Consider the following 24,052-nt stretch of genomic DNA (forward strand, 5'->3'; position numbering starts at 1 on the left):
ATATGATTATGAATTAAAAGGATTATCCACGATATTCTGCAGGAATTTCTGGTACGATTTTACCACTTGCAATTTCTTCAAGCGCTTTGCCAACAGGTTTAGCTGAATGATAATTTGCAAGTAATGCCGTATTCGCTTTTTCATCTAATTCACGTGCACGTTTAGCTGCCGTAGTGGCAATCAGATATTTAGAATTAATTTTAGCTGTTAATTGATTTAACGGTGGGTTTAACATTATTTTTTGGCCTCCAATATCATTTTTCTATATTTTGCTTCAATACGCTCTCTCTTCAAATGCTCTGCTTCAACAATCGACTGGATTCGCTGTTTAGCCAAATTAACTTTATCATTGACTACAACGTAATCATACAAATTCATCATTTCTACTTCTTTACGTGCTTCACTTACACGTTTTTGAATCTTTTCATCAGATTCTGTACCACGACCTACTAATCTTTCTCTTAGGTGTTCTAAACTTGGTGGCGCTAAAAATATAAAAAGTGCGTCCGGGAATTTCTTCCTTACTTGCTTAGCACCTTCAACTTCAATCTCTAAGAAAACATCATGTCCAGCTTCCATCGTATCTTTGACATATTGAACAGGTGTGCCATAGTAATTACCAACGTATTCAGCATATTCGATAAACTGATCTTGTTGTATTAATGTTTCAAATTCTTCTTTCGTCTTAAAAAAATAATCTACGCCATCGATTTCTCCATCACGTTTATCACGTGTTGTCATAGATATAGAGTACTTATATGATGTGGTTGGATCATCAAATATTTGCTTACGTACAGTTCCTTTTCCTACGCCCGATGGTCCGGAAAGAACTATGAGTAATCCTTTTTCATTATCCATGCCCTACGACCTTTCTATGCTATTCTTCTATTATTTTAATATGATATCACATTGTCATTAAAATTGTATAGCATATCTTAATTAAACTTCTTTCATGACGATAGTCGTCTATCATGTTAAAATATGATGAATGAATTAAGATGAAGGTGGCAAAAAATCATGGCATTTGATGGATTATTTACAAAGAAAATGGTAGAAGCATTACAATTTTTAGTGTCCGGACGTATTCATAAAGTGAATCAACCTGAAAATGATACCGTCATATTAGTAATTCGACAACAGCGACAAAATCATCAATTACTCATGTCGATTCATTCTAGCTTTTCAAGATTACAATTAACATATAAAAAGTATGACAATCCATTTAATCCACCAATGTTTGCAAGAGTATTCCGTAAACATTTAGAAGGTGGTATTATCAAAGCAATTCGCCAAATTGGCAACGATCGTCGTGTTGAAATTGACGTTGAAAGTAAAGATGAAATTGGCGATACCATCTACCGCACTATTATCTTAGAAATCATGGGTAAACACAGTAATCTTATCTTGACAGACCATGATGGAAAAATACTAGAAGGCTTAAAACATTTAACACCAAATACAAACCAATATCGTACTGTTATGCCAGGCTTTAAATATGAAGCACCACCAACTCAGCATAAGCTTAATCCTTTTGAGATTACTGGACAACAAACGTTAAAATATATTGATTTTAATGCAGGAAAAATTGCCAAACAATTACTTAATACCTTTGAAGGTTTTAGTCCATTAATTAGTAATGAAATCGTACAACGACGTCAATTTATGACTAACGAAACGTTACCATTAGCCTATGATGAAGTCATGCAACAAACATATAATCAACCACAGCCTATTTTCCATAAAAATCATGAAACTGGTAAAGAAGATTTTTACTTTATGCCGTTGTTACAATTTTCAGATGATGTATCTGAATATGCATCTTTGCATGAATTATTAGATCGTTACTTTGATGCCAGAGGTGAACGTGATAGAGTAAAGCAACGTGCAAATGATTTAGTGCGTTTTGTGCAACAGCAATTAAACAAAAATGAACATAAGTTATCTAAATTAATTTCAGAATATGAGGGAGCTAAAGATAAAGAAACACAACGATTATTCGGAGAGCTTATTACAGCAAATATTTATCGAATTAAACAAGGTGATAAAACGGTAACTGCACTCAATTATTACACAGGAAACGACGTCACAATACCATTAAATCCAACTAAATCCCCTTCTGTAAATGCACAATATTATTATAAGCAATATCAGCGTATGAAGACACGCGAACATGAGTTAAAACATCAAATTCAACTAACGAAAGAAAATATTGCTTATTTTGAAACAATAGAGCAACAGCTACAACATATTACTGTTGATGAAATTGATGAAATTCGTGATGAACTAGCTGAACAAGGCTTTATGAAACAACGCAGACAACGCTATAAGAAAAAGCAGACAGCCATACGTTTACAAACATATTTATCCACGGATGGAGATACTATTCTTGTCGGCAAAAATAATAAACAAAATGATTACTTAACTAATAAAAAAGCGCATAAATCACATTTATGGTTTCATACAAAAGATATTCCAGGTTCTCATGTTGTGATTTTAAATGCGCATCCAAGTGAAACGACGATTAAAGAAGCGGCAATGTTAGCGGGTTACTTTTCAAAGGCGGGACTATCTGGCCAAATCCCTGTAGACTATACAGAAATAAAAAACGTGCATAAACCTTCAGGCGCTAAACCTGGATTTGTAACTTACGACAATCAAAAAACATTATATGCTACGCCTGATTACGATAAAATTCAAAGCATGAAACAATCTTAATATCAGTAGTTGCGAGTCTGGAATATAATTATATTTTAGGCTCTGAGTTCTATATTGGCAGTAGTTGACTGGATTGAAAATACGCTTATACCAAGCTTTTTTCAATCCTAGTCAATCTTGCCGGGTCGGGACTACAAATTCATTATGAATTCTGTCCCGCTCCCATAAACTTATAACACATACAAAACTAGCTTAAGTTTCTTTTTGTTGGAGGCTCCTGTGCGAGCTGAAAGCTAACGCCATACTTGTCTTGAACCCAAGCAAATTGTTTATATGGCGGCATTTCTGTTTTAGGCATGAGGATTGCGCCTTCTTTTTTTAGTCCATTGTATAGCCGTTCCATTTCGGCGTTGTCTTTTACTGTAACATATAGTGATATCGCTGGGTTCATTGGAAGTTCTTGGCCACTGTTTGCATCAATAGCCATAAAAACTTGACCATTTAATGTAAAGATGGAATGTTGAACTGTTCCAGGTTCTCCTGGACCATCTTCATCATATTTAACCATCGTTATAATCTCGCTATCATCAAATAATGACGTATATAAATTTATTGCTTCTTCTGCTTGATTATTATACATAAGAAATGTCGTAATTTTAGGGATTTCCATTTATCTTGTCCACCTTTAAGTTTATTTTTCTTTGCTCTTATTTTAATATATATACAAGTCATAAATAAATTAAACTTATGCTTTATTAAAGTACGTAACTAGATATTGACTAGATGTTGATTTTTATATAAAAGGTAAAAATCAATTCTAAATGAAGGGAGTCTTATTAATGTCAATTGGAATTATTTCGCTATTAGCCTTTTTTATCGTTTTGTTTCTAGGATGGTTATGCGTCAAATTCTTTATTCGATAATTTAATCACTTTTATTAAAAATGCATGTCACATAAACGCGCACTTACCTGCTTATGTGACATGCATTTGTTTAATTATATATGACCCTTTTCTCTTAAATTAGCTTTGGCTTCTTTAAATATATCACTTGGACGTACAAAAACATCAATTTCTTGGTGTATGTCTTGACTTTGTGACGAGTGTCGTTCATATTCTTCAACATTTTGTGCAATCGGAGAGTTAAAGTCTTCTGGTCTTTGTAAAAATTCATTTACATGCTTAAGCTGATGATAAAAATCATTGCCTTGGTTACTATCATTAGACATTATTGTCCCCTCCTTTTATACACTATATTATGCTAAATTATCGCGCCAATCAACTAATGTTTTGATATCTTCTTCCTTAATTGCACCCATTTCACGTGCAACCTGAATTAACTCGTTGTAGTGGCTCAACGTGTAAAACGGCAATTTTTGTTCCTCAAACATTTCATCTGCTTTAGCTAAGCCATAAGTAAATATAGCAACAACACCTAATACTTCTGCACCAGCCTCTTCCAATGCTTGTACGGCATTGATAGAAGAACCACCTGTAGAGATTAAATCTTCAACAACAACAACCTTTTTCCCTTTGCTTGCAGCACCTTCAATTTGATTTTGTTTACCATGACTTTTACTTTTAGAGCGCACATAATTCATTGGTAGATTCATTGTTTCTGAAATATATGCAGCATGTGGAATACCTGCTGTAGCTGTACCAGAAATAACCTCAACCTCTTCAAAATGCGCTTGAATTAAATTAACTAATCCATCTCTAATTTGACGACGTACTTTTGGAAAACCTAACGTTACTCGATTATCACAATATATCGGAGATTTAATACCTGAACTCCAAGTAAATAACGCATCAGGTGATAATGAAACTGCTTCAATTTGTAATAAAGCTTTTGCAATCTCTTTTGCCATTTAACTTAACCAACTTTCTTTTATAGAATGATAACTTTCAACTGGGTGTTCACTTTGTGTAATTGGTCTACCCACAACAATATGAGTTGAGCCTAACTGCTTAGCGTCTTCTGGTGTTGTAATACGCTGTTGGTCGTCCGCTGTTACGCCTTTTGGTCGAATCCCTGGTGTCACTTTTAAGAAGTCAGCACCTAAATGTTCTGTAAGTAATCTGGCTTCTAGCGGTGAGCATACCACACCATCTAAGCCAGCTTGTTGTGTAAGCTGTGCATAGTTTAATACGGCCTCTTCAATTGATGTTTGAATATTTTGCTCTTGATGTAGCATCGCTTCAGTTGTAGAAGTTAGCTGTGTAACAGCAATTAGTTTAGTGTTTTGATTAAACACGCGTAACCCTTTCATTGCTTCTTGCATCATAAGTGTTCCACCTGCTGCATGCACGTTAACTAAGTCTACATCAAGCTTGGCTAAACCTTGCATCGCTTTATTAACGGTATGTGGTATATCATGCAATTTTAAGTCTAAAAAAATATCATGGCCTCGTGCTTTAATATCGCGAATAAACTGTGGTCCACTTTGATAAAATAATTCCATACCTACTTTTACAAATAATGGCTCGTTAAATTGATTTAAAAAGTCATTGACTTTGTCTGTAGACTCAAAGTCTAATGCAATAATTGGTAGATTTTTCATGTTAAATTTCCACCTCCAATTCTATCTTGAAATATGGGTCTGTTTTAGGATACAAACTAAATATTGGCAGTAGTTGACTGGATTGAAAACACACTTTTACCAAGTTTTTCTCAATCCTAGTTAACCTTGCCAGGGCGGGACTACGAACTCATAATACATTCTGTCCCGGTCCCTAATTACATATTTCTCATTGTAAAGGTCATGCTCTCTATCACATTTGTTAATGCATTTGCTGTATCTAATGATGTTAAGCAAGGCACACCATTTTCAACTGTTGTGCGACGGATTTGGAAGCCGTCTCGTTCTACTTCTTTACCTTTAGTCATGGTGTTAATAACAATTTGAACATCACCATTTTGAATGCGCGTCAACAAATCATTTTCTCCACCAATTTTACCAACTACTTCAGCTGGAATATGATGCTGAGCAAGTTTATCCGCTGTGCCTTTCGTCGCTAAAATTTTATATCCCACTTCATTTAAGCGCTGTGCGAGTTTAACTATTTCTTCTTTGTCTTTATCACTCACTGTCATGAGCACCGTTCCGTGATCTTTAACTTCAACACCACTGCCTGTCAAGCCTTTGAACAATGCTTTTTCAAGTGTTAAGTCTTTACCCATCACTTCACCTGTTGATTTCATTTCAGGTCCGAGTGTTACATCGACATTTTTTAGTTTATTAAAACTAAACACCGGTGCTTTAACAAAAACACCTTCACTATATGGTTGCACACCTGGTTGATAACCTAAATCTGCTAATTTCTCACCTATAATTGCACGCATTGCTAATTGTGCCATTTGTATATCCGTAATTTTACTTAAAAATGGCACCGTACGACTAGAACGCGGATTTACTTCTAATACGTAAACACCATCATGAGCTATCACAAACTGAATATTAATCAACCCTACAATATTTAACCCTTTGGCTAACTTGATTGTATAATCTTCTAACGTATCAAGTTCTTCTTGTGATAATGTTTGCGGTGGATAAACAGCGATTGAATCACCACTGTGCACGCCAGCACGCTCAATATGTTCCATAATACCTGGAATGATAACTGTATCGCCATCACTAATAGCATCGACTTCTATTTCTTTACCCGTCAAATATCTATCAACTAATACAGGATGTTCTGGACTAGCTTTTACCGCTTGTTCCATATAATTTTCTAATTCTTGATCATTGTCGACAATTTCCATAGCACGTCCACCTAGTACGTACGACGGTCTTACAACTACTGGATAACCAATTTCACGTGCATTATTTAAAGCTTCTTGTGGTGACGTAGCCGTTTTTCCTTTTGGTTGTGGCACATGAATATCTCTTAACAATGCTTCAAATTCTTTTCGATCTTCAGCTCTATTCAAGTCTTCTAGTGAAGTACCTAATATTTGAACACCATGCTTTGTTAATTTATCCGCTAGGTTAATTGCTGTTTGCCCACCAAATTGCACAACCACACCTTTAGGTTGTTCTAAATTAATGATATTCATTACATCTTCTTCTGTTAACGGTTCAAAATATAATTTATCTGAAATTGAAAAGTCTGTTGATACGGTTTCTGGATTATTATTAACAATAATTGCTTCATAACCTGCTTGCTGAATCGCCCATACAGCATGAACGGTTGCATAGTCGAATTCTACACCTTGGCCGATACGAATAGGCCCAGAACCAAGTACTAAGATCTTTTCTTTATCTGTTACAACTGATTCATTCTCAGTTTCATATGTTCCATAATAATATGGCGTTGATGATTCGAATTCTGCAGCACATGTATCTACCATTTTGTAAACTGGTTTAATTTGATGTGCCATGCGCAGTTGATAAACCGCTTCTGTTTCCATATCCCAACGATGGGCAATAACTCGGTCACTAAAGCCATAATCTTTAGCATATTTAAGATAATCTAAATCTCCAGGATGTGCTTTTAATTCATGCTCAATATTGATAATGTTTTGGAATTTATGTAAGAAGAAATAATCAATTTTAGTCATTTCATGTATTTCTTCTAATGTTGTACCCCGACGAATTGCTTCACCAATAAAGAATAAACGTTCGTCATCTTGATGACTAATTCGCTCTTTAATATAGTCTAAATCAAAACTTTCACCATTAGGTAGTCCAAGGTGATGCACCCCATACTCTAACGAGCGAATCGCTTTCAATAACGATTCTTCATACGTGCGCCCTATCGCCATCACTTCACCTGTAGCTTTCATTTGTGTACCTAATTCACGTTCACCTTTTTCAAATTTATCGAATGGAAAACGCGGAATTTTCGATATAACATAGTCTAATGTAGGTTCAAATGCTGCATAAGATGTGCCTGTAATAGGATTAAGCATTTCATCTAATGTTAATCCTACTGCAATTTTAGCGGCTAATTTCGCAATAGGATATCCCGTTGCTTTAGAAGCTAATGCTGATGAACGAGACACACGTGGATTAACTTCTATAATGTAGTAATTAAATGAATGCGGATCTAAAGCGAGTTGAACATTACAACCCCCTTCTATTCCTAAGGCTCTAATCACCTTCAGTGAGACATCACGCAACATTTGATATTCAACGTCTGATAATGTTTGACTTGGTGCTACAACAATAGAATCCCCAGTATGAATACCTACTGGATCAATGTTTTCCATATTACAAACCACGATAGCATTATCATTTTTATCGCGCATCACTTCGTATTCGATTTCTTTAAATCCTGCGATAGACTTTTCAATCAAACATTGCGTTGCTGGACTATAATGTAAACCATTGCTAACGACTTCTTTTAGTTCTTCATCATTGTGACAAATGCCGCCTCCGGTACCACCCATCGTAAATGCTGGTCGCACAATTAACGGATAACCAACCTGTTCTTTAAAACTAAACGCTTGTTCAACCGTATTAACGATATCACTTTCTGGTACTGGCACATCCAAATCATTCATCAAAGTGCGGAATAGTTCTCGATCTTCTGCTTGTTGAATTGACTTTAATTCTGTGCCTAACAATTTAACATTATTCGCCTCTAACACACCACTCTCATGAAGTTGAATTGCCATGTTTAATCCCGTTTGACCACCTAATGTTGGCAATAAAGCATCAGGTTGTTCTTTGCGAATAATACGCGCAATAAAATCATGTGTTAACGGTTCGATATATACTTTATCTGCAATTTCTTTATCAGTCATAATCGTAGCAGGGTTAGAATTAACTAGAATGACTCGGTAGCCTTCTTCTTTAAGTGCTAAACACGCTTGTGTACCTGCGTAGTCAAATTCTGCTGCTTGTCCAATGATAATTGGTCCTGAACCTATTACTAAAATCGTTTTGATATCGTCACGTTTAGGCATGAGTATTACGCTCCTTTTCTTTAAACTCATTAATCATTGCTATAAAATCATCAAACAAATAATTAGAATCACTTGGACCTGGTCTTGCTTCAGGGTGATACTGCACTGAAAAAGCTGGTAATGTTTTGTGACGTAAACCTTCAACCGTATCGTCATTTAGTGCAATATGTGTAATTTCTAAATCAGTTTGTGCTAATGAATCTTTGTCAATCGCATAGCCATGGTTTTGACTTGTAATATCTACTTTTCCAGTTCTCAAATCTTTAACTGGATGATTAGCACCTCGATGACCAAATTTCATTTTAAATGACGATGCCCCTTGTGATAATGCAAATAGTTGATGTCCTAAACAAATACCAAAAAATGGTATTTTCCCTAAAATTCCTTTTATCATGTTGATGGCAACTTCAACAACATCTGGATCACCTGGTCCATTTGATAGCATGACGCCATCCGGTGACATCGCTAAAATTTCTTCAGCAGTTGTATCGTAAGGAACCACAGTCACATTACATCCTCTTAAATTGAGTTCACGTACAATATTTTGTTTTTTCCCAAAGTCTAATAATACTACGCTAAGATTCGAACCAGTAGATACATATGGTGTCTTTGTTGATACTGTCATTACTTCGTCTCTCGGTAATTCCGTTGACTTTAATTTGTTAATAAGTTCATCAATATTTTCTCTGCAATCTGTAAACGCTGCGCGTAATACACCATGCTGACGAATTTTGCGTGTAATACTACGTGTATCTACGCCAGAAATTCCAGGTATCTTGTATTGAACAAGTACTTCGTGCAATGTTTTTTGCTGTCTAAAGTTACTTGGATGTGTACTAGCTTCTTTGACGACAACACCATTTAAAGTTGGTGTTAACGCTTCAAAGTCATCTCTATTAATTCCATAATTACCAATAAGTGGATAAGTAAAGGTAATAATTTGTCCAGTATATGACGGATCAGAAATCGTCTCTTGATAACCAGTCATAGCAGTGTTAAAGACGATTTCGCCTATTGATAGTTCATCAGAACCTAACTTATAACCTTCATAGAATGTTCCATCTTCTAATACAAGATAACGTCGTTCCAGCATATTACACTTCCTCCTTATATTTAACATCGCCTGCTACCATTGTTAACACAGGGTTCCCGTATACTTTATACCCTATAAATGGTGTGTTATCAGCTTTAGACAAGAAATCTTCTCCTCTGATTTCTCGCTCTTCATCAAGGTTGATGATTGTTAAGTCAGCAAAACTTCCTTCTTCTAATCGTCCGTATGGCAAATCAAAAGTTTGAGCTGGTTTAATAGTTAAATAATCAACTAATTGTTGTAATGACCAATCCCCATTTTTAACAAAATGTGTGTAAAGTAATGGAAAAGCTGTTTCACTACCAACGATACCAAATGGCGCTTTCGTCATTGGTTGTGCTTTTTCTTCTTTTGCATGAGGCGCATGATCTGTTGCAATACAATCAATTGTACCGTCTAACAAGCCTTCTAATAATGCCTCTCTATCTTCTTTACTTCTTAAAGGAGGATTCATTTTAAAAATCGCATTATCTCCAGGTACATCATCTTCTGTTAATAGCAAATGATGTGGCGTTACTTCTGCAGTTACATGAATGCCCGCTGCTTTAGCATCACGAATGGCTCTAACGCTTTCTTTTGTTGAGACATGACAAACGTGATAATGGCAATGAGCTGCTTCAGCTAATAGCACATCTCTCGCAATTTGAACGGCTTCACAAATATTGGGTATACCTGGTATGCCTAGTTCTTCACTCCGCTTACCTTGATGCATTGCACCACCGTATATTAAGCTATTATCTTCACAATGTGCAACAACCGCTTTATTAACTTTGGCAGCGGCCTGCATTGCTTCGTACATCATTGCAGATTCTTGAACACCTACCCCGTCATCAGTAAAAGCAAATGCACCATCTTGAGCTAACGCTTCAAAATCAACATGTTCTTTACCTGCTTGTCTCACTGTAATAGCAGCATAAGGTAAGACTCTAACTTGTGCAGTTTCTTTAATTAATTGTTTTAAATTATCAAAATGCGTCACTGAATCAGGCACTGGACGCGTATTGGGCATAGGACATACTGTTGTAAATCCACCGCGTGCGGCTGCCTTAGTTCCTGTTTCAATTGTCTCTTTATGTTCTCCACCCGGTTCTCTCAAATGAACATGAACGTCTACAAATCCTGGTGCTACAAATTGTCCATGAGCATCTATCACTTCAACGCTATCATCTATGTTAATCGTGTCATTGATTTCTTTAATGTATTGTCCATCGATTAAAATTGACTTTTGTTTAAGTTCGCCATTATCTAAGATTTGTGCATTTTTAATTAATTTCATTAGTGATTCTCCTTTTCCTTTAAAAGTTCATTAATGACTGCCATGCGTAAGTACATACCATTTTCCATTTGCTTAAAAATACGAGATTTAGGTGCTTCAACCAAAGATGTATCGATTTCAACACCACGATTTACTGGTGCCGGATGCATAATAATCGCACTATCTTTTAATCGTTCATATCTTGACTTTGTCAAACCAAATTGTTCATGATAATGCTGCGCTTCAAAAGATGTTTGTGACGCTGCTTCATGACGTTCATGTTGCACACGGAGCAACATCACGATATCTACTTCTTCAATCACATCATCGATATCAACATATGGTGCTGATAATGTATCATCAATCCATTGTGGTGGACTTGAGAAACAGACATGTGCACCTAGTTTAGTCAAACTATCATAATTGCTACGTGCAACTCTCGAGTTCTTAATATCACCACAGATGAGTATGTTTAAACCAGCAAAATCTTTAAATTCTTCATAAATGGTCATAATGTCTAATAAACTTTGAGTTGGATGTTGACCACTACCATCTCCTGCATTAGCTATTGGGATATTAATATCTGCAAGTTCTTTGTAATAAGCATTCTGCGGATGTCTGATAACTAATAAATCTACCCCTATATGCTCTAATGTCTTACATGTATCATATAAAGATTCACCTTTTTGAACTGATGAAGTTGCTGTTTCAAAGTTAACTAGTGATAAACCTAACTTTTGTTCTGCTACTTCAAAACTACATTTCGTGCGTGTTGAATTCTCGAAGAATAAATTAGCAACAAACTGTTGTTGATGCGCCTTATCAGGATAATGTCCAGCTTTATATTGACTCGCAGTTTCAATTAAATGATAAATTTCTTCAATACTTAATTCTTCCATAGACAGTAGATGCTTCATCATTCATCCTCCTTATACATTCATTATTTTATTTGCTGTGCTTTTTCTTTTGGTAAAATCAAATTAAGTATAATTCCAGATAAAGCGGCTAAAGCCATACCTTCTAATTGAAGATTGATGCCAATGTCCTTTAAATTAATCACTAAGTTTCCTATACCCACAACTAAGACAACAGAAGCAATCACAAGATTACGATTATCCGCGAAATTAACATTGCTCTCAACTAACATGCGTAAACCACTTGCAGCAATAATTCCGAATAATAGAATGGACACACCGCCCATAACTGGTGTCGGTATAGATGAAACTAAGGCCGTGAATTTACCTATAAATGCTAAAACAATTGCGATGACAGCTGCACCACCTATAACATAAATGCTATATATTTTCGTAATAGCTAGTACACCAATATTTTCACCATAGGTTGTACTTGGTGGTCCACCAATAATACTTGCAAACATAGTCGAAATACCATCACCAATAATTGATCGATGCAAACCTGGATCTTCGAAAAAGTTCTTCCCTACAATCTTATTTATTACTAATTGATGGCCAATATGTTCACTTACAGTTACAAAGACAACTGGTATTAAAACCAAGATAAGCCCTAAATGAATAGACGGCTCATAATCTCTAAACGGTAAATAGATATGAGGCACATCTAACCATTTAGCTTTAGCTATAGGTGCAAAATGTACAAGCCCCATAAATATTGCAACGATATATCCAACAATAATACCGCACAATACCGGAATTAATGATAAGAAACCTTTAAAGAAACCTTGAACAACAATCGTAACTAGCAAAGTGATAAGTGCTACGACTAAATAGCTCAAGCTATAACCTTTCATATGTGCTGAATCTTGATAAACAGCCATATTCACTGCAGTCGGCGCTAAACTTAAACCGATAACCATAATTACTGGTCCTACAACTACAGGCGGTAAAAGATGCATTAACCACCCTGTTCCACTTATTTTAATTAAAATACCAATGATAATGTACATCACACCACTCATAAATAATGCGACAAGCATATCACCTAAACTATGTGTACTTAATCCAGTAATAATTGGCGTAATAAACGCAAAACTAGATCCAAGATATGCTGGAATCTTAGCCTGTGTAATCAATATGTATAATAATGTCCCAATACCAGAAGCTAACAAGGCTGCTGATATAGGAAGTCCAGTCAAATAAGGAACCAATACTGTTGAGCCAAACATTGCAAATAAATGTTGCAAACTTAACAGTCCCCACTGAGCCGGTCTAGGCTTATCCTTTACATCTAACACGGGTTTAACCGTGCGTTCAAACATTTGTTCATTCTCCATATTTGTTCTTCCTTTCTTATAAAAAAAGCTCTTTACATTAATTAATGTAAAGAGACTAAAAATCAAATTTATAGCACATTCTTACTCAAGTCGTGCTCAAATGATTAAAATGAAGTATGGTATTATACACAATCGGTAACGGTTAAATCTACTTTGCAACTAAATACAGAAATGCTTATCAAGGTTAACTTCTGATAATGTTGCGCTGCTTTCATTAATACAATCGGATTTTTGTGTATATTCATTTACTTCACCTTTTCCAGTCTCTCGTACTGCTTTAAAAGGCGGCTATGATATAACGACTGCCGTACGCGAATCTTTTTCTGCTAAAAATACTGAAACTGATTCGTTTTTGGAAGTCGGTATGTTTTTTCCAACAAAATCTGCGCGAATTGGCAATTCTCTATGTCCTCTATCGACAAGTGCAGCTAAGCCAATTTTGATTGGCCTTGAATGTTTAAGTATCGCATCAAGTGAAGCTCTAACAGTCCTACCCGTATATAGAACATCATCAATGATAATAACTACTTTACCAGTAATATCGACATCGATATCATAAGCAAGTTGCGAAGACGTTTGCTCAGTCAGTTCAATATCATCTCTAAATGATGTAACATCAATTGTTCCAGTAGGCACGAGTTGTTGCTCAATTTTTAATATACGTTCTTGAATGCGTTGTGCTAAAAATTCTCCACGCGTTTTGATGCCTAAAAGCACTAAATTGTCAGTGCCTTTATTATATTCTAAGATTTCATGTGCTATTCTTGTCACTGTACGTTGAACAGCTGCTTCATCCATAATAATACGTTCTGACACATTAACACCTCTTTTAAGAATTACAACACAAAAACCTCATGTCTTACAAGACATGAGGTTATCTATACAAAAGGTGTACAATATTTCTCAAGCAACTATAGTGAAATAGGCTATTTAAAATCGACAAATACACCATACATATATTAAACGTTATCATGCCTTTGAAGTCTCTCTGGACGTTCAATTAAAGACGTTGTTGGTTTTAAACTGTCCTTAGTTTACCGTTATTTTAGTAGCTTGTCAATCATGTTTTAATGCTACAGTTATCTCATTTTAAACCTCAAAGAAATGGTCACATCATACGCTACGCATCTCTCTTGCGAATGTCTTCAAGCAACTGTTCAAATGCATCAGGAAGTGCTGCTTGACGTTCAATATACTCCCCAGTTACCGGATGTTCAAAGCCAATTAAACCAGCATGCAAGGCTTGACCACCGATATCTAAAGTTTTTTTCGGGCCATATTTAGGATCTCCCACCAAAGGATAACCTATATACTTCATGTGTACTCGAATTTGATGTGTTCGGCCAGTTTCTAATTGACATTCTATCAACGTATAGTCCTTAAAGTGTTCTAATACATTGAAATGTGTCACAGCATCCTTTCCGTCATCTACAACATCCATAGACTGACGATCTTTTTTATTACGCCCAATCGGAGCATCAACTGTACCATAGTCATGAGGAATATTACCATGAACTAACGCAGTATATTTACGTTTAACCGATTTAACTACAAGCTGATCAACTAGACTACGATGCGCAATATCATTTTTAGCAACCATTAACAATCCCGATGTGTCCTTATCAATTCGATGTACAATGCCGGGTCTGATTTCACCATTGATGCCCGATAAATCTTTGATTTGATACATCAAACCATTGACTAACGTACCGCTATAGTGACCTGGAGAAGGATGAACCACCATGCCTTTAGGTTTATATACAATAGCAACATCTTTATCTTCGTAGTAAATATCTAAATTTAAATTTTCTGGTTGAATATCTGCATCAACCACTTCCTTTTCGGTAATGACAATAGAATCATGTAACTTAACCTTATAATTTGCTTTAATTGCTTTCCCATTCACGATTACTAATTCATGTTTTATCCAATCCTGAATTTGACTTCTGGACCAGTCATGATTATAGTCAGACAGCAACTTATCTATGCGTTGTCCTGTGTGTCTAGTATCTGTAATTTCTATACTATGCGTTGTCATTAAATTAACCTCCCTATTCTTTTTTAGTGTCTTTAAGTAAAGCGATTATGATGAGTAACACACCTATAGTTAAGCTAGAATCCGCAACATTAAATATTGGAAAGTCATATCCAAAAATATTGGTGTCAATAAAATCTACAACTTCTCCATTAACGATACGATCTATAAAATTCCCTAATGCACCCGCAAAGAGTAGACTAATTGCTATTTGCATAAATAAATGATATTGTGCTTCTTTAATAAAAAAGAGGACAAGGATGGCTAAAATGATAATTGTTATAATATAGAAAAATACCATCTTCCCACTCAATATACCCCAAGCTGCACCATTATTGCGGTGTGATGTAATATTTAAAAATCCAGGAATTACCTCATATGAATCTCCAATAGACATTGATTTTACAATAAGCCATTTCGTTAATTGATCAAATATAACTAACGCTAATACAACCAATGTTGAAATGCCAACATAGAATTTCTTTTGCATCTATGTTCCTCCATTCGATACTTGTTTCTTTACAACACACTTCATTATAGCTTACTCAACCATATAAAAAAAGAGAGAGTGACATTCAGTCAGAGACCTGCCACGCTCATCATACTTTATAAAATAAAGTGCAATGAATTCATGTTGTATATTCTTCTAAATGATTTAGCCTTTAATGCAAACAAAACCAAACATTTACTTTCATTAGCGAAACCTTTCATCATATCTTTATTTTCTATGACGACAACTATTGCTAGTAATATCATTAAAATGCTGGCGACGATTAGGATGATTTCTTTGTTCGTATCATGATTCTACTTTTATAAAATTAAAGCGAAATTGTAAACCATCTGGTCCTTTTAACCAAAGATGTGTTGTTTCTGGATAATAAAAATCAATCAATGCTAAACCATAAGTGTGTTCATTATCAACGCGCTTAACTCTAGATATCCAATGATTGAGTGCGATGTGATGGTGATAATACTGTGAAGCTAAAAAAAGAGACATCTTATCCAATTGGGCGCTTTTCTTTAAACCAAAGTAGGCTTTATAATATTGTTCAACTTCAGATAATCGCGTTGTTTTTAGATGGATATTGCCGATTTTTGTATCTTTAGGTATACCCTGCCAGCCAACTTCTGTCGTGTAACTCAGTAATTTAGGAATATTCATAGCTTTAATATGCATTGAATGCAGATGCGTGCGATATAGCCAATCTTCAAGAGGATAATCAACATAAAATTTTAACATGTTGCCTTCTGGATCTTCGACAAAGAGTGATGTTGATGTACTTTGCTCCCCGCCATTCATCGGAATATCAAAATCACTAAATTGAACCATAAGATTTGCTAAATCGCTATTATGCGGCAATAATATCCCTATGTAAAATAACCCTGCCTCAGTTAGTTGAGGTTCACGTCCAGATGATATCTCTTGTAAGGTAAGGATATGATGAGATAAGCCTACATCATACTGCACACAATTAATAGAAGCAGTTACTACTTGAAATCCAATAACATCCTCATAAAAAGGCCGTAAAGCTGCTAAATTTTTTACATTTATTGTTATACCATTAACAAAACGAGCTTCTGCTGAGTGAAACATAGGTCACGCTCCATTTTTATTGAATCTAAAATATATACGGTATATTTTACCTTTACAGTTTAAGTGTACATATTTAAAATTATTTTGGCTGTTTCCTACATTATATTATGAAACCTACAATGGGATATCAAGCATAAACTTAAATTTCAAATTTAACACGATGACATTGAAAGAAAAAAAGCAGCAGTGAAAATTAAAATCTGTGTAGACTTAATTAATCACTACTGCTTTTTATATAAGTTATTTACTGTTATATCAGCGTTATTTTATAATTTATTACTATTTAGTTATTGTAAAAACAATCCGTCTATGCCAAAGTTTTTACTTTTAAATCTAAATATTTTCAATTATCACAGCGTTATACTTCTATCATCTTTAAACTAACGTTTTTACAACTTCTTGACAACGTGGACAAAGATAATCTAATTCACCTACAGAACCTAAATGTTCACTATAATTCCAACATCTTTCACATTTATCGCCTTGTGCATGTTCAATACGAATATCTCCATGCTGATATGTTATACCATTATCAACTGAATCAACAACTTCAACTTGAGACACAATAAACAATTGATGCAAATCAGCAAATTGTGCTAAGAAGTCAGTAGCATTGTAGTTATCATTGTTTCCAATAATGACTTTCGCTTCTAATGATTTTCCAATGACTTTATCATTACGTGCCGCTTCTAATGCACGATTAACGTCATCACGTAAATACATAAATTGATTCCATTTATCAAGAAGCGCACGATCGACATCAACGACTTCAGGCATATCAGCTAAATGTACACTTTCTTCTTTAACATGTGGCGTATGTGACCAAACTTCTTCAGCAGTATGCACTAAGATTGGTGCTAATAATTTAGTCATATCCACTAAAATTTGATATAACACCGTTTGCATACTACGACGTTTATGTGAATTTTTCTCTTCGATATAAAGAATATCTTTACCATAATCTAAGTAAAAGTTACTTAGTTCAACATTGATGAAGTTTTGAACTTCTTGATAAATATTTAAATAATCGAAGTTATCATAGTGATGGATAGTACTTGCTGTAAATTCTCTTAAACGATTTAAGAGGTAGCGATCAACTTCAAGTAAATCTGATTCTAATACTGCATCTGTATCTGGATTAAAATCATTCACGTTACCTAACATAAATCTTAATGTATTTCTAATTTTACGATAAACATCAGATGTTTGTTTCAAGATTTCATCGGAGATACGTACATCAGCTAAATAGTCCGTACTACTCACCCATAAACGTGCAATGTCAGCACCTTTTTGTTTTACAACTTGGTCTGGAACAATAACGTTACCAAGTGATTTACTCATTTTCTTACCTTCTCCGTCCATAACGAAACCATGAGATAATAAGAATTTATATGGCGCTTGACCTCTCGTAGCTACTGCTGTAGTGATTGAAGAGTTAAACCAACCACGATATTGGTCACTACCTTCAAAGTATAAGTCCGCAGGGAAACTGAGTTCTGGACGGTTTTCTAATACACCTCTATGAGATGAACCTGAATCAAACCAGACATCCATGATATCCGTTTCTTTCGTGAATTCACCGTTAGGACTACCAGGATACGTAAATCCTTCAGGTAAGAGTTCCTTAGCTTCACGTTCAAACCAAACATTTGAGCCATATTGTTCAAATAAATCAGCAACATGATTAACTGTTTCTTTAGTCATAATAATATCGCCATTTTCCGCATAAAATACTGGTAAAGGTACACCCCAAACACGTTGACGTGAGATGACCCATTCACCACGGTCACGAATCATATTATAAATACGCGTTTTACCCCAGTTAACTTTAAATTCAGTTTCTTCTATAGCATCTAAAATATCTTGTCTTACTTTATTGATTGATGCGAACCACTGAGGTGTTGCTCGGAAAATAACTGGTTTTTTTGTACGCCAGTCATGTGGATAACTATGTGTAATAAAGCTTAATTTTAATAATGCATCTTTTTCAGTTAATAAATCAGTAACTGCTTTATTAGCTTTGTCATAAAACATACCTTCAAATTGACCGCCTTCTTCTGTGAAGACACCTTTATCGTTTAGCGGACTAATAACTGGCAAGCCGTATTTTTGTCCTACGATATAGTCATCTTCACCGTGTCCAGGAGCGGTATGAACACAACCTGTACCTGCATCTGTTGTAACATGGTTACCATTGATAACTAATGAGACACGGTCTAAGAACGGATGTTGTGCTTCGACATATTCTAGTTCTTTACCCATAAACTCTTTCTCTAATTTGATGTGATTTTTATCCCAGTCTAATGCTTCAGCAACTTCGTCAGCTAATGCTTCGGCAATAATATATTTTTTGCCATTCACATTATACTGACCATATTTAAGTTCTGGATGAACTGTAATAGCAACGTTTGATGGAATTGTCCAAGGTGTAGTTGTCCAAATAATGAATTGTGCATCTTCATCAACAACGCCTTTTGAATCTTTGACATCAAATGCAACATAAATAGATGCTGAGCGTTTATCATGATATTCAATTTCTGCTTCAGCAAGTGATGATTCACTTGATGGTGACCAGTAGACTGGCTTTTTACCTTTATAGATTAGGCCTTTGTCAGCCATTTCACCGAATAGGCGAATTTGAGCTGCTTCGTATTCTGGTTTTAAAGTGATATAAGGATTATTGAAATCCCCACGAACCCCTAAACTTTTAAAATCTTTCTTTTGTAATTCTACTTGCTCAAGCGCAAATTCTTTACATTTTTCTCTGAATTCGGCAATTGACATTTTTTTGCGGTCTACACCTTTTTTAGTCAATGCTTGTTCTATAGGTAAGCCATGCGTGTCCCATCCTGGCACGAAAGGTGCATAATACCCTTGCATTGTTTTATATCGGACAATAAAATCTTTAATAATTTTATTTAAAGCATGTCCCATATGAAGATTACCATTTGCATATGGCGGACCATCATGAAGTATATATGTTTGATTACCTTTATTTTTAGCTAAAGCTTTTTGATATTGATTGTCAGTGTCCCATTTTTCTTGTATTTGAGGCTCTTTTTTCGGTAAACCTCCTCGCATTGGAAAATCTGTTTTAGGCATTAATAATGTTTCTTTATAATTCATACTATTACTCACTCCTTATAATTAAAAAAGAACTCTAAGTTCAATTAATAGGGACGGAAAATGCCGCGGTACCACCCTGCTTAACTCAACTTAGAGCTCTCTCTTGTCATAATTCTTTTTTTATTAAATCAGTGATATAAGAAGTCATCGTTTGTCAGGCTTCCACCAACTCCTGACTCGCTTTAAAACGTGATATCCTTCTTACGTGTCTGACTTAAATATTATTCATTATTTAGGTGATGACTGATCAGTGTTATCTTGCGTTGTTTCATCTTCTGCTGATTGAGATGTATGATCTGGTTGCTGCTGTTCAGCTTTAAGTTGTCGTTCTTCTGCTGTTAAATCTTGATCATTTAAATGTTGCACGTTCTCTCGTGTAATTTGTTCAGCATCTAAATCATAGTTTAATAAGTAGTCCCAATCATCATTTTTTAATAAATCAAGCTGCGCCTCAACTAACATGCGGAAGCGTGATCTAAACACTTTAGATTGACGTTTCATATCTTCAGTTTGGAATGATAAGCGACGTGCCTTTTCGATAGCATCGTTAACAATTTGATCTGCTTTCGCTTGTGCTTGTGCCAACGTTGCTTCAGCTTGCTTTTCAGCTGCTGCTTTCGTTTGTTCACCTGCTTGTTGCGCTTGAACAAGTGCATCACTTACAGATTGATGAACACTTTGATAAGACTTAATATTAGTATCGCGCTCTTCTATCACTTTTTCAAGTTGTTTTTTATCTTCTTTAAGTCTTTCAATTTCATTGCTTAATTGTTTTAAATAATCACTCACTTCTTCAGGTTCAAGACCATTTTTTACACGAGTGAATTCTTTATTTATAATTTCATTAGGTGTAAAAGGCATGCTATATCCTCCTTCGATTTACACTATTTAAATAATGTTTGATACGTAATGTAGTATTTATCCTTTTTAGTTCTACCACCGATTTCCAACAATTGTGCACGCCCATAGCCTTGAATAGATAATAAGTCATTAGGCTCCAGCTGAAAATCCGATGCTTCAACAATTGTATGATTCACCTTGACGCGTTTTTTCTCAATCAATTGTTTCGCAATTGACCTTGATTTATGAATCATATCTTTTAATACAACGTCTAAGCGCATTGCGCTGACTGTAGTATGTTGAATTTTCCAATTCTCTTCTGATTGTATCATATCTTGTAATGGAATAGAATTAAGTTTTACTGTTGCGCCTTTAATTCGAGTTAATTCCATCATGATATACGATTCTAACTGTCTTGTCAAAACAAATTGAATACGTTGCGCAACATGTATATCTCCTACTTGCTCTCGTTCAATACCTAAAGACATTAATGTTCCCAGCACATGTTGATGTTGCAACGTAACAAATTTTTCCGGATAGTCAATCTCTAAACAACATAACTCAAAGTCTTCAACCCGCGGTTCATAATATGACGGGGCAATGATAGCTCGCTGTCTTTCTGCATAAAGCCCACCATTAAATGCGACTTGTATATCTTCATAACTTCCCACTATCACTGATAGTATATATTGTCCTCTTGGATCTAGAAAATTTGTTAATACCGGGGCATATTGTTGTGCTGCCTGATCGCATTTGTCAATTAATCGATCTATAAGCTCATGTTCTTCAGGGCGAAAATGCTGATAAATATCGATGATAAGTCCTCCTAAACGTACCAATAAAGTTCGATAACGTAATAAAACGAGGTTAAGTAGATTGTACTTCCCTCGTTTAACCGCAACTAATGCGTAGCTACATAAATAAGAATTGCTCTAAATATACTATCTAGTCCCCATTGGAATAAAATAAGTACAAAGAGTGCTACTAAAGATGAAATATCTATCATACCAAGAGGTGGAATGATTTTTCTGAAAGGTTCTAAATACGGTTCATAAATACTACTCAAAAAGCGGCCTACGACCGACTCACGTATATTAGGAACCCATGAAGTAAAGAAATAAATAATCATACCAAAATAATAAACAGTAACTAAAAATGATATGAAGTTAAATATCGTTGCTAACAAGCTAATGCTCATATTTAATCTCCTTATTCGTACGGTTGTTCCATATTTTCAATATGGTCTGTAATACTACCAGCCACTTCAACATTGTCCGGTGTGCATAAGAAGATATCTGTGCCCACGCGTTGGATATCGCCGCCAATAGCATAAACTGTTCCACTTAAAAAGTCTATAATACGTTTAGCTGATACTTTATCGATTCTTTGTAAATTAACTAATGTTGCGCGTCGATTTTTTAATTCGTCTGCAATATCTTGTGTATCAGAAAAGACACGTGGTTCAAATAAACACATTTTAGAACTTTCTTGTGACGAATAGTCTGATGATTGATCCATAGTAACGACGTTTTTAGAGCCTGATTTTGATAGTGTGTTCATTCGATAATTCCTTTCTTCATTATTTTGATTTCTTGAAGATCTTCTATTAGGTACTGATCTTAGTTCGCTTTGATTAGCTGAGAAATTCGAATTTGACTGTGTTGCTTGTGGTGTACGTGATTGTGATGGTTTTTGTGATTCTTTTTCACGATATTGTTCTGGTTCTTCGACAACTTCTTCTTCGTCAGTAAACTCGAAGAAATTATTAAATAAATCTTTAATTGCCACTGATGGCTCACTCCTATTCTCCTACCAATTTAGTTCCAATTCTTATATATGTTGCGCCTTCTTCAACTGCTACAGGGTAATCATTACTCATTCCCATAGATAATTCCGTACACGGTGCATAAGTTAATTGTCGTTGTTGTATGTCATCCCGTTTTAATCTTAATTTCTTAAATAATTCTTGAATATATTGTGTATCATCTGTAAATGGTGCCATTGTCATCAAGCCTACAATTTTAATATTCTCATAAGCTTTAATATCATCTATAAACTTGTCCACTTCATTTAAATGGATTCCATGTTTAGACGCTTCACCTGAAACATTAACTTGTAAAAAACAAGAAATAGTATGGTTCGCACGTTTGTTGATTTCTTTAGCCAAACTCATTCGATCTAGCGCATGGAAATAATCAACTTCATTGATGACATCTTTAACTTTCCTAGATTGCAATGAACCAATAAAATGCATAACAGCATCTTCTGGTAATGCAGCTTTCTTTTCTAAAAATCCTTCTAAGCGATTTTCACCAAAATGTCTCAAACCTGCATCGTATGCTTCTTTAGCTCGCTCTATTGTAACATATTTTGTAACTGCTATCACATTGATATGGCTATCTATTGTGCTTTTTTTCTTATGACTTTCAATTTCTTGTTGAATATGTGCTAAATTGGATTTCACATCCATATCTATTCATCGCCTTCCTTACTTGCGTCCGATAAAAGCTAACATTCTACCTGTATGCCCTTCTTCAAGTCGATATGAGAAAAAGAGATTTAAATCTTCAGACGTTGCATATTGTGTAATATAAATATTATTTTGAGGTACTCCCATAGATTGTAATAGTAATGCATTGGCTTTTTTCAAGTCAATGCCATGACGATTCGTTCCTCGTGTCTCAATATAACATTGACTATCAATCGGCAGCGTTTCAAACTTTTCTTTAATTTCATCATTGATTTCATAAGAATTAGACGTTGCAGGTCCTATAACAACTTGCAAGTCAGATAACGGAAATTTAATTTGATTTATCATTTCAATAACGATTTGACCATATGTTCCTCTCCAACCAGCATGCGCTAAACCTACAAAGTCATGAGATTCACTATAAAAGTATATCGGTACACAATCCGCATAACACATCGTCAGCAGTACATTTGAGTCATAAGTATATAGGCCATCAATACCATATAGCTTGTGACTAAGCGCATCGATATTTGTACCTTGGTCTCGTACGGTAACCTCAGCCACTTTGTTCTCGTGTGTTTGTATTGGAAATACCCAATGCGCTCTAGGGAAATCAATAGCTGCTGCTAATAGCTGCTGGTGCTTAGTCACATGTTCTGGCGCATCATCAATATAACGAGCCATATTAAATGCTCGTTCTGGATAAGGGCTGCTACCGCCTTCTCTTGTAGTAAAACCTAACGTTACATGTTCAAGTTTGTCATCTTCATATCGCAATAGATGTGGTTCTTTTTTAAATCTATCTTTCATATCAAGCACCTCA

23 protein-coding genes are annotated in these 24,052 nt (G+C 35.1%); 1 reads left to right on the top strand and 22 read right to left on the bottom strand.

What is annotated here, in order from left to right; all coding sequences use genetic code 11:
• Window positions 1-22: 22 nt before the first annotated feature.
• Both rpoZ and gmk read right to left on the bottom strand, forming a co-directional pair.
• Window positions 23-235 (bottom strand): DNA-directed RNA polymerase subunit omega, encoded by a 213-nt coding sequence (gene rpoZ, locus CD041_RS03855; RefSeq protein WP_002459336.1) that lies wholly within the window; start codon window positions 233-235, stop codon window positions 23-25.
• Window positions 235-858 (bottom strand): guanylate kinase, encoded by a 624-nt coding sequence (gmk, locus tag CD041_RS03860; protein WP_002459337.1) that lies wholly within the window; start codon window positions 856-858, stop codon window positions 235-237. The genes rpoZ and gmk overlap by 1 nt, the downstream gene beginning before the upstream one ends.
• A gap of 159 nt (window positions 859-1,017) precedes the next feature.
• On the opposite strand from gmk, the gene CD041_RS03865 reads away from it, so the two are divergent.
• Window positions 1,018-2,715: an Rqc2 family fibronectin-binding protein gene (locus CD041_RS03865; RefSeq protein ID WP_062077520.1), complete on the top strand. Its 1,698-nt coding sequence runs from the start codon at window positions 1,018-1,020 to the stop codon at window positions 2,713-2,715.
• A gap of 187 nt (window positions 2,716-2,902) precedes the next feature.
• Here the strand turns inward: CD041_RS03865 and CD041_RS03870 are convergent, their stop codons facing one another.
• From CD041_RS03870 to pgeF, 20 genes are all read right to left on the bottom strand, one after another.
• Window positions 2,903-3,325 (bottom strand): VOC family protein, encoded by a 423-nt coding sequence (locus CD041_RS03870; protein ID WP_037545897.1) that lies wholly within the window; start codon window positions 3,323-3,325, stop codon window positions 2,903-2,905.
• Between the two features lie 327 nt (window positions 3,326-3,652).
• Window positions 3,653-3,883, bottom strand: coding sequence for a hypothetical protein (locus CD041_RS03875; protein ID WP_070648656.1), 231 nt, complete (start codon window positions 3,881-3,883; stop codon window positions 3,653-3,655).
• Window positions 3,884-3,910: 27 nt separating this feature from the next.
• Window positions 3,911-4,522, bottom strand: coding sequence for an orotate phosphoribosyltransferase (pyrE, locus tag CD041_RS03880; protein ID WP_002459341.1), 612 nt, complete (start codon window positions 4,520-4,522; stop codon window positions 3,911-3,913).
• A complete protein-coding gene (gene pyrF, locus CD041_RS03885; RefSeq protein ID WP_002459342.1) occupies window positions 4,523-5,215 on the bottom strand; it encodes an orotidine-5'-phosphate decarboxylase in 693 nt (230 codons plus the stop codon).
• Window positions 5,216-5,391: 176 nt separating this feature from the next.
• Window positions 5,392-8,565, bottom strand: a complete 3,174-nt coding sequence (gene carB, locus CD041_RS03890; protein WP_002459343.1) for a carbamoyl-phosphate synthase large subunit — start codon at window positions 8,563-8,565, stop codon at window positions 5,392-5,394.
• Entirely contained in the window at window positions 8,558-9,658 is a 1,101-nt protein-coding gene (locus tag CD041_RS03895; protein ID WP_002478321.1) for a carbamoyl phosphate synthase small subunit, read from the bottom strand. Before CD041_RS03895 ends, carB begins: the two co-directional genes overlap by 8 nt.
• A gap of 1 nt (window position 9,659) precedes the next feature.
• Complete coding sequence (gene pyrC, locus CD041_RS03900) at window positions 9,660-10,934, bottom strand: dihydroorotase (RefSeq protein ID WP_070648658.1); 1,275 nt, start codon at window positions 10,932-10,934, stop codon at window positions 9,660-9,662.
• Window positions 10,934-11,830: an aspartate carbamoyltransferase catalytic subunit gene (locus tag CD041_RS03905; RefSeq protein ID WP_037553650.1), complete on the bottom strand. Its 897-nt coding sequence runs from the start codon at window positions 11,828-11,830 to the stop codon at window positions 10,934-10,936. Before CD041_RS03905 ends, pyrC begins: the two co-directional genes overlap by 1 nt.
• A 23-nt stretch (window positions 11,831-11,853) precedes the next feature.
• Window positions 11,854-13,164, bottom strand: coding sequence for a uracil-xanthine permease family protein (locus CD041_RS03910; protein WP_002459347.1), 1,311 nt, complete (start codon window positions 13,162-13,164; stop codon window positions 11,854-11,856).
• A 288-nt stretch (window positions 13,165-13,452) separates the two neighbouring features.
• Complete coding sequence (gene pyrR / locus CD041_RS03915; RefSeq protein ID WP_002459348.1) at window positions 13,453-13,980, bottom strand: bifunctional pyr operon transcriptional regulator/uracil phosphoribosyltransferase PyrR; 528 nt, start codon at window positions 13,978-13,980, stop codon at window positions 13,453-13,455.
• Window positions 13,981-14,284: 304 nt separating this feature from the next.
• Window positions 14,285-15,202, bottom strand: a complete 918-nt coding sequence (locus CD041_RS03920; RefSeq protein ID WP_070648660.1) for an RluA family pseudouridine synthase — start codon at window positions 15,200-15,202, stop codon at window positions 14,285-14,287.
• A gap of 13 nt (window positions 15,203-15,215) precedes the next feature.
• Window positions 15,216-15,689 (bottom strand): signal peptidase II, encoded by a 474-nt coding sequence (lspA, locus tag CD041_RS03925; protein ID WP_002459350.1) that lies wholly within the window; start codon window positions 15,687-15,689, stop codon window positions 15,216-15,218.
• 306 nt (window positions 15,690-15,995) lie between these two features.
• Window positions 15,996-16,793, bottom strand: a complete 798-nt coding sequence (locus tag CD041_RS03930; RefSeq protein WP_070648662.1) for a VOC family protein — start codon at window positions 16,791-16,793, stop codon at window positions 15,996-15,998.
• Between the two features lie 375 nt (window positions 16,794-17,168).
• Entirely contained in the window at window positions 17,169-19,919 is a 2,751-nt protein-coding gene (gene ileS / locus CD041_RS03935) for an isoleucine--tRNA ligase (RefSeq protein WP_080606591.1), read from the bottom strand.
• A gap of 228 nt (window positions 19,920-20,147) precedes the next feature.
• Window positions 20,148-20,780: a DivIVA domain-containing protein gene (locus tag CD041_RS03940; RefSeq protein ID WP_002478327.1), complete on the bottom strand. Its 633-nt coding sequence runs from the start codon at window positions 20,778-20,780 to the stop codon at window positions 20,148-20,150.
• 23 nt (window positions 20,781-20,803) lie between these two features.
• On the bottom strand, window positions 20,804-21,598 hold the full coding sequence (locus CD041_RS03945) for a YlmH family RNA-binding protein (RefSeq protein ID WP_002459355.1): 795 nt from the start codon (window positions 21,596-21,598) through the stop codon (window positions 20,804-20,806).
• Window positions 21,599-21,660: 62 nt separating this feature from the next.
• On the bottom strand, window positions 21,661-21,957 hold the full coding sequence (locus tag CD041_RS03950) for a YggT family protein (protein WP_002459356.1): 297 nt from the start codon (window positions 21,955-21,957) through the stop codon (window positions 21,661-21,663).
• Between the two features lie 11 nt (window positions 21,958-21,968).
• Window positions 21,969-22,547 carry a cell division protein SepF gene (locus tag CD041_RS03955; RefSeq protein ID WP_002459357.1) on the bottom strand — a complete coding sequence of 193 codons (579 nt, stop codon included), beginning with the start codon at window positions 22,545-22,547 and terminating at the stop codon, window positions 21,969-21,971.
• A gap of 13 nt (window positions 22,548-22,560) precedes the next feature.
• Window positions 22,561-23,229, bottom strand: a complete 669-nt coding sequence (locus CD041_RS03960) for a YggS family pyridoxal phosphate-dependent enzyme (protein WP_002478328.1) — start codon at window positions 23,227-23,229, stop codon at window positions 22,561-22,563.
• A gap of 18 nt (window positions 23,230-23,247) precedes the next feature.
• Window positions 23,248-24,039: a peptidoglycan editing factor PgeF gene (gene pgeF / locus CD041_RS03965; RefSeq protein ID WP_002459359.1), complete on the bottom strand. Its 792-nt coding sequence runs from the start codon at window positions 24,037-24,039 to the stop codon at window positions 23,248-23,250.
• Between the last annotated feature and the right edge of the window lie 13 nt (window positions 24,040-24,052).

The organism is Staphylococcus lugdunensis, from assembly GCF_002901705.1.
In the GTDB taxonomy this organism is placed as follows: Bacteria; Bacillota; Bacilli; order Staphylococcales; family Staphylococcaceae; genus Staphylococcus; species Staphylococcus lugdunensis.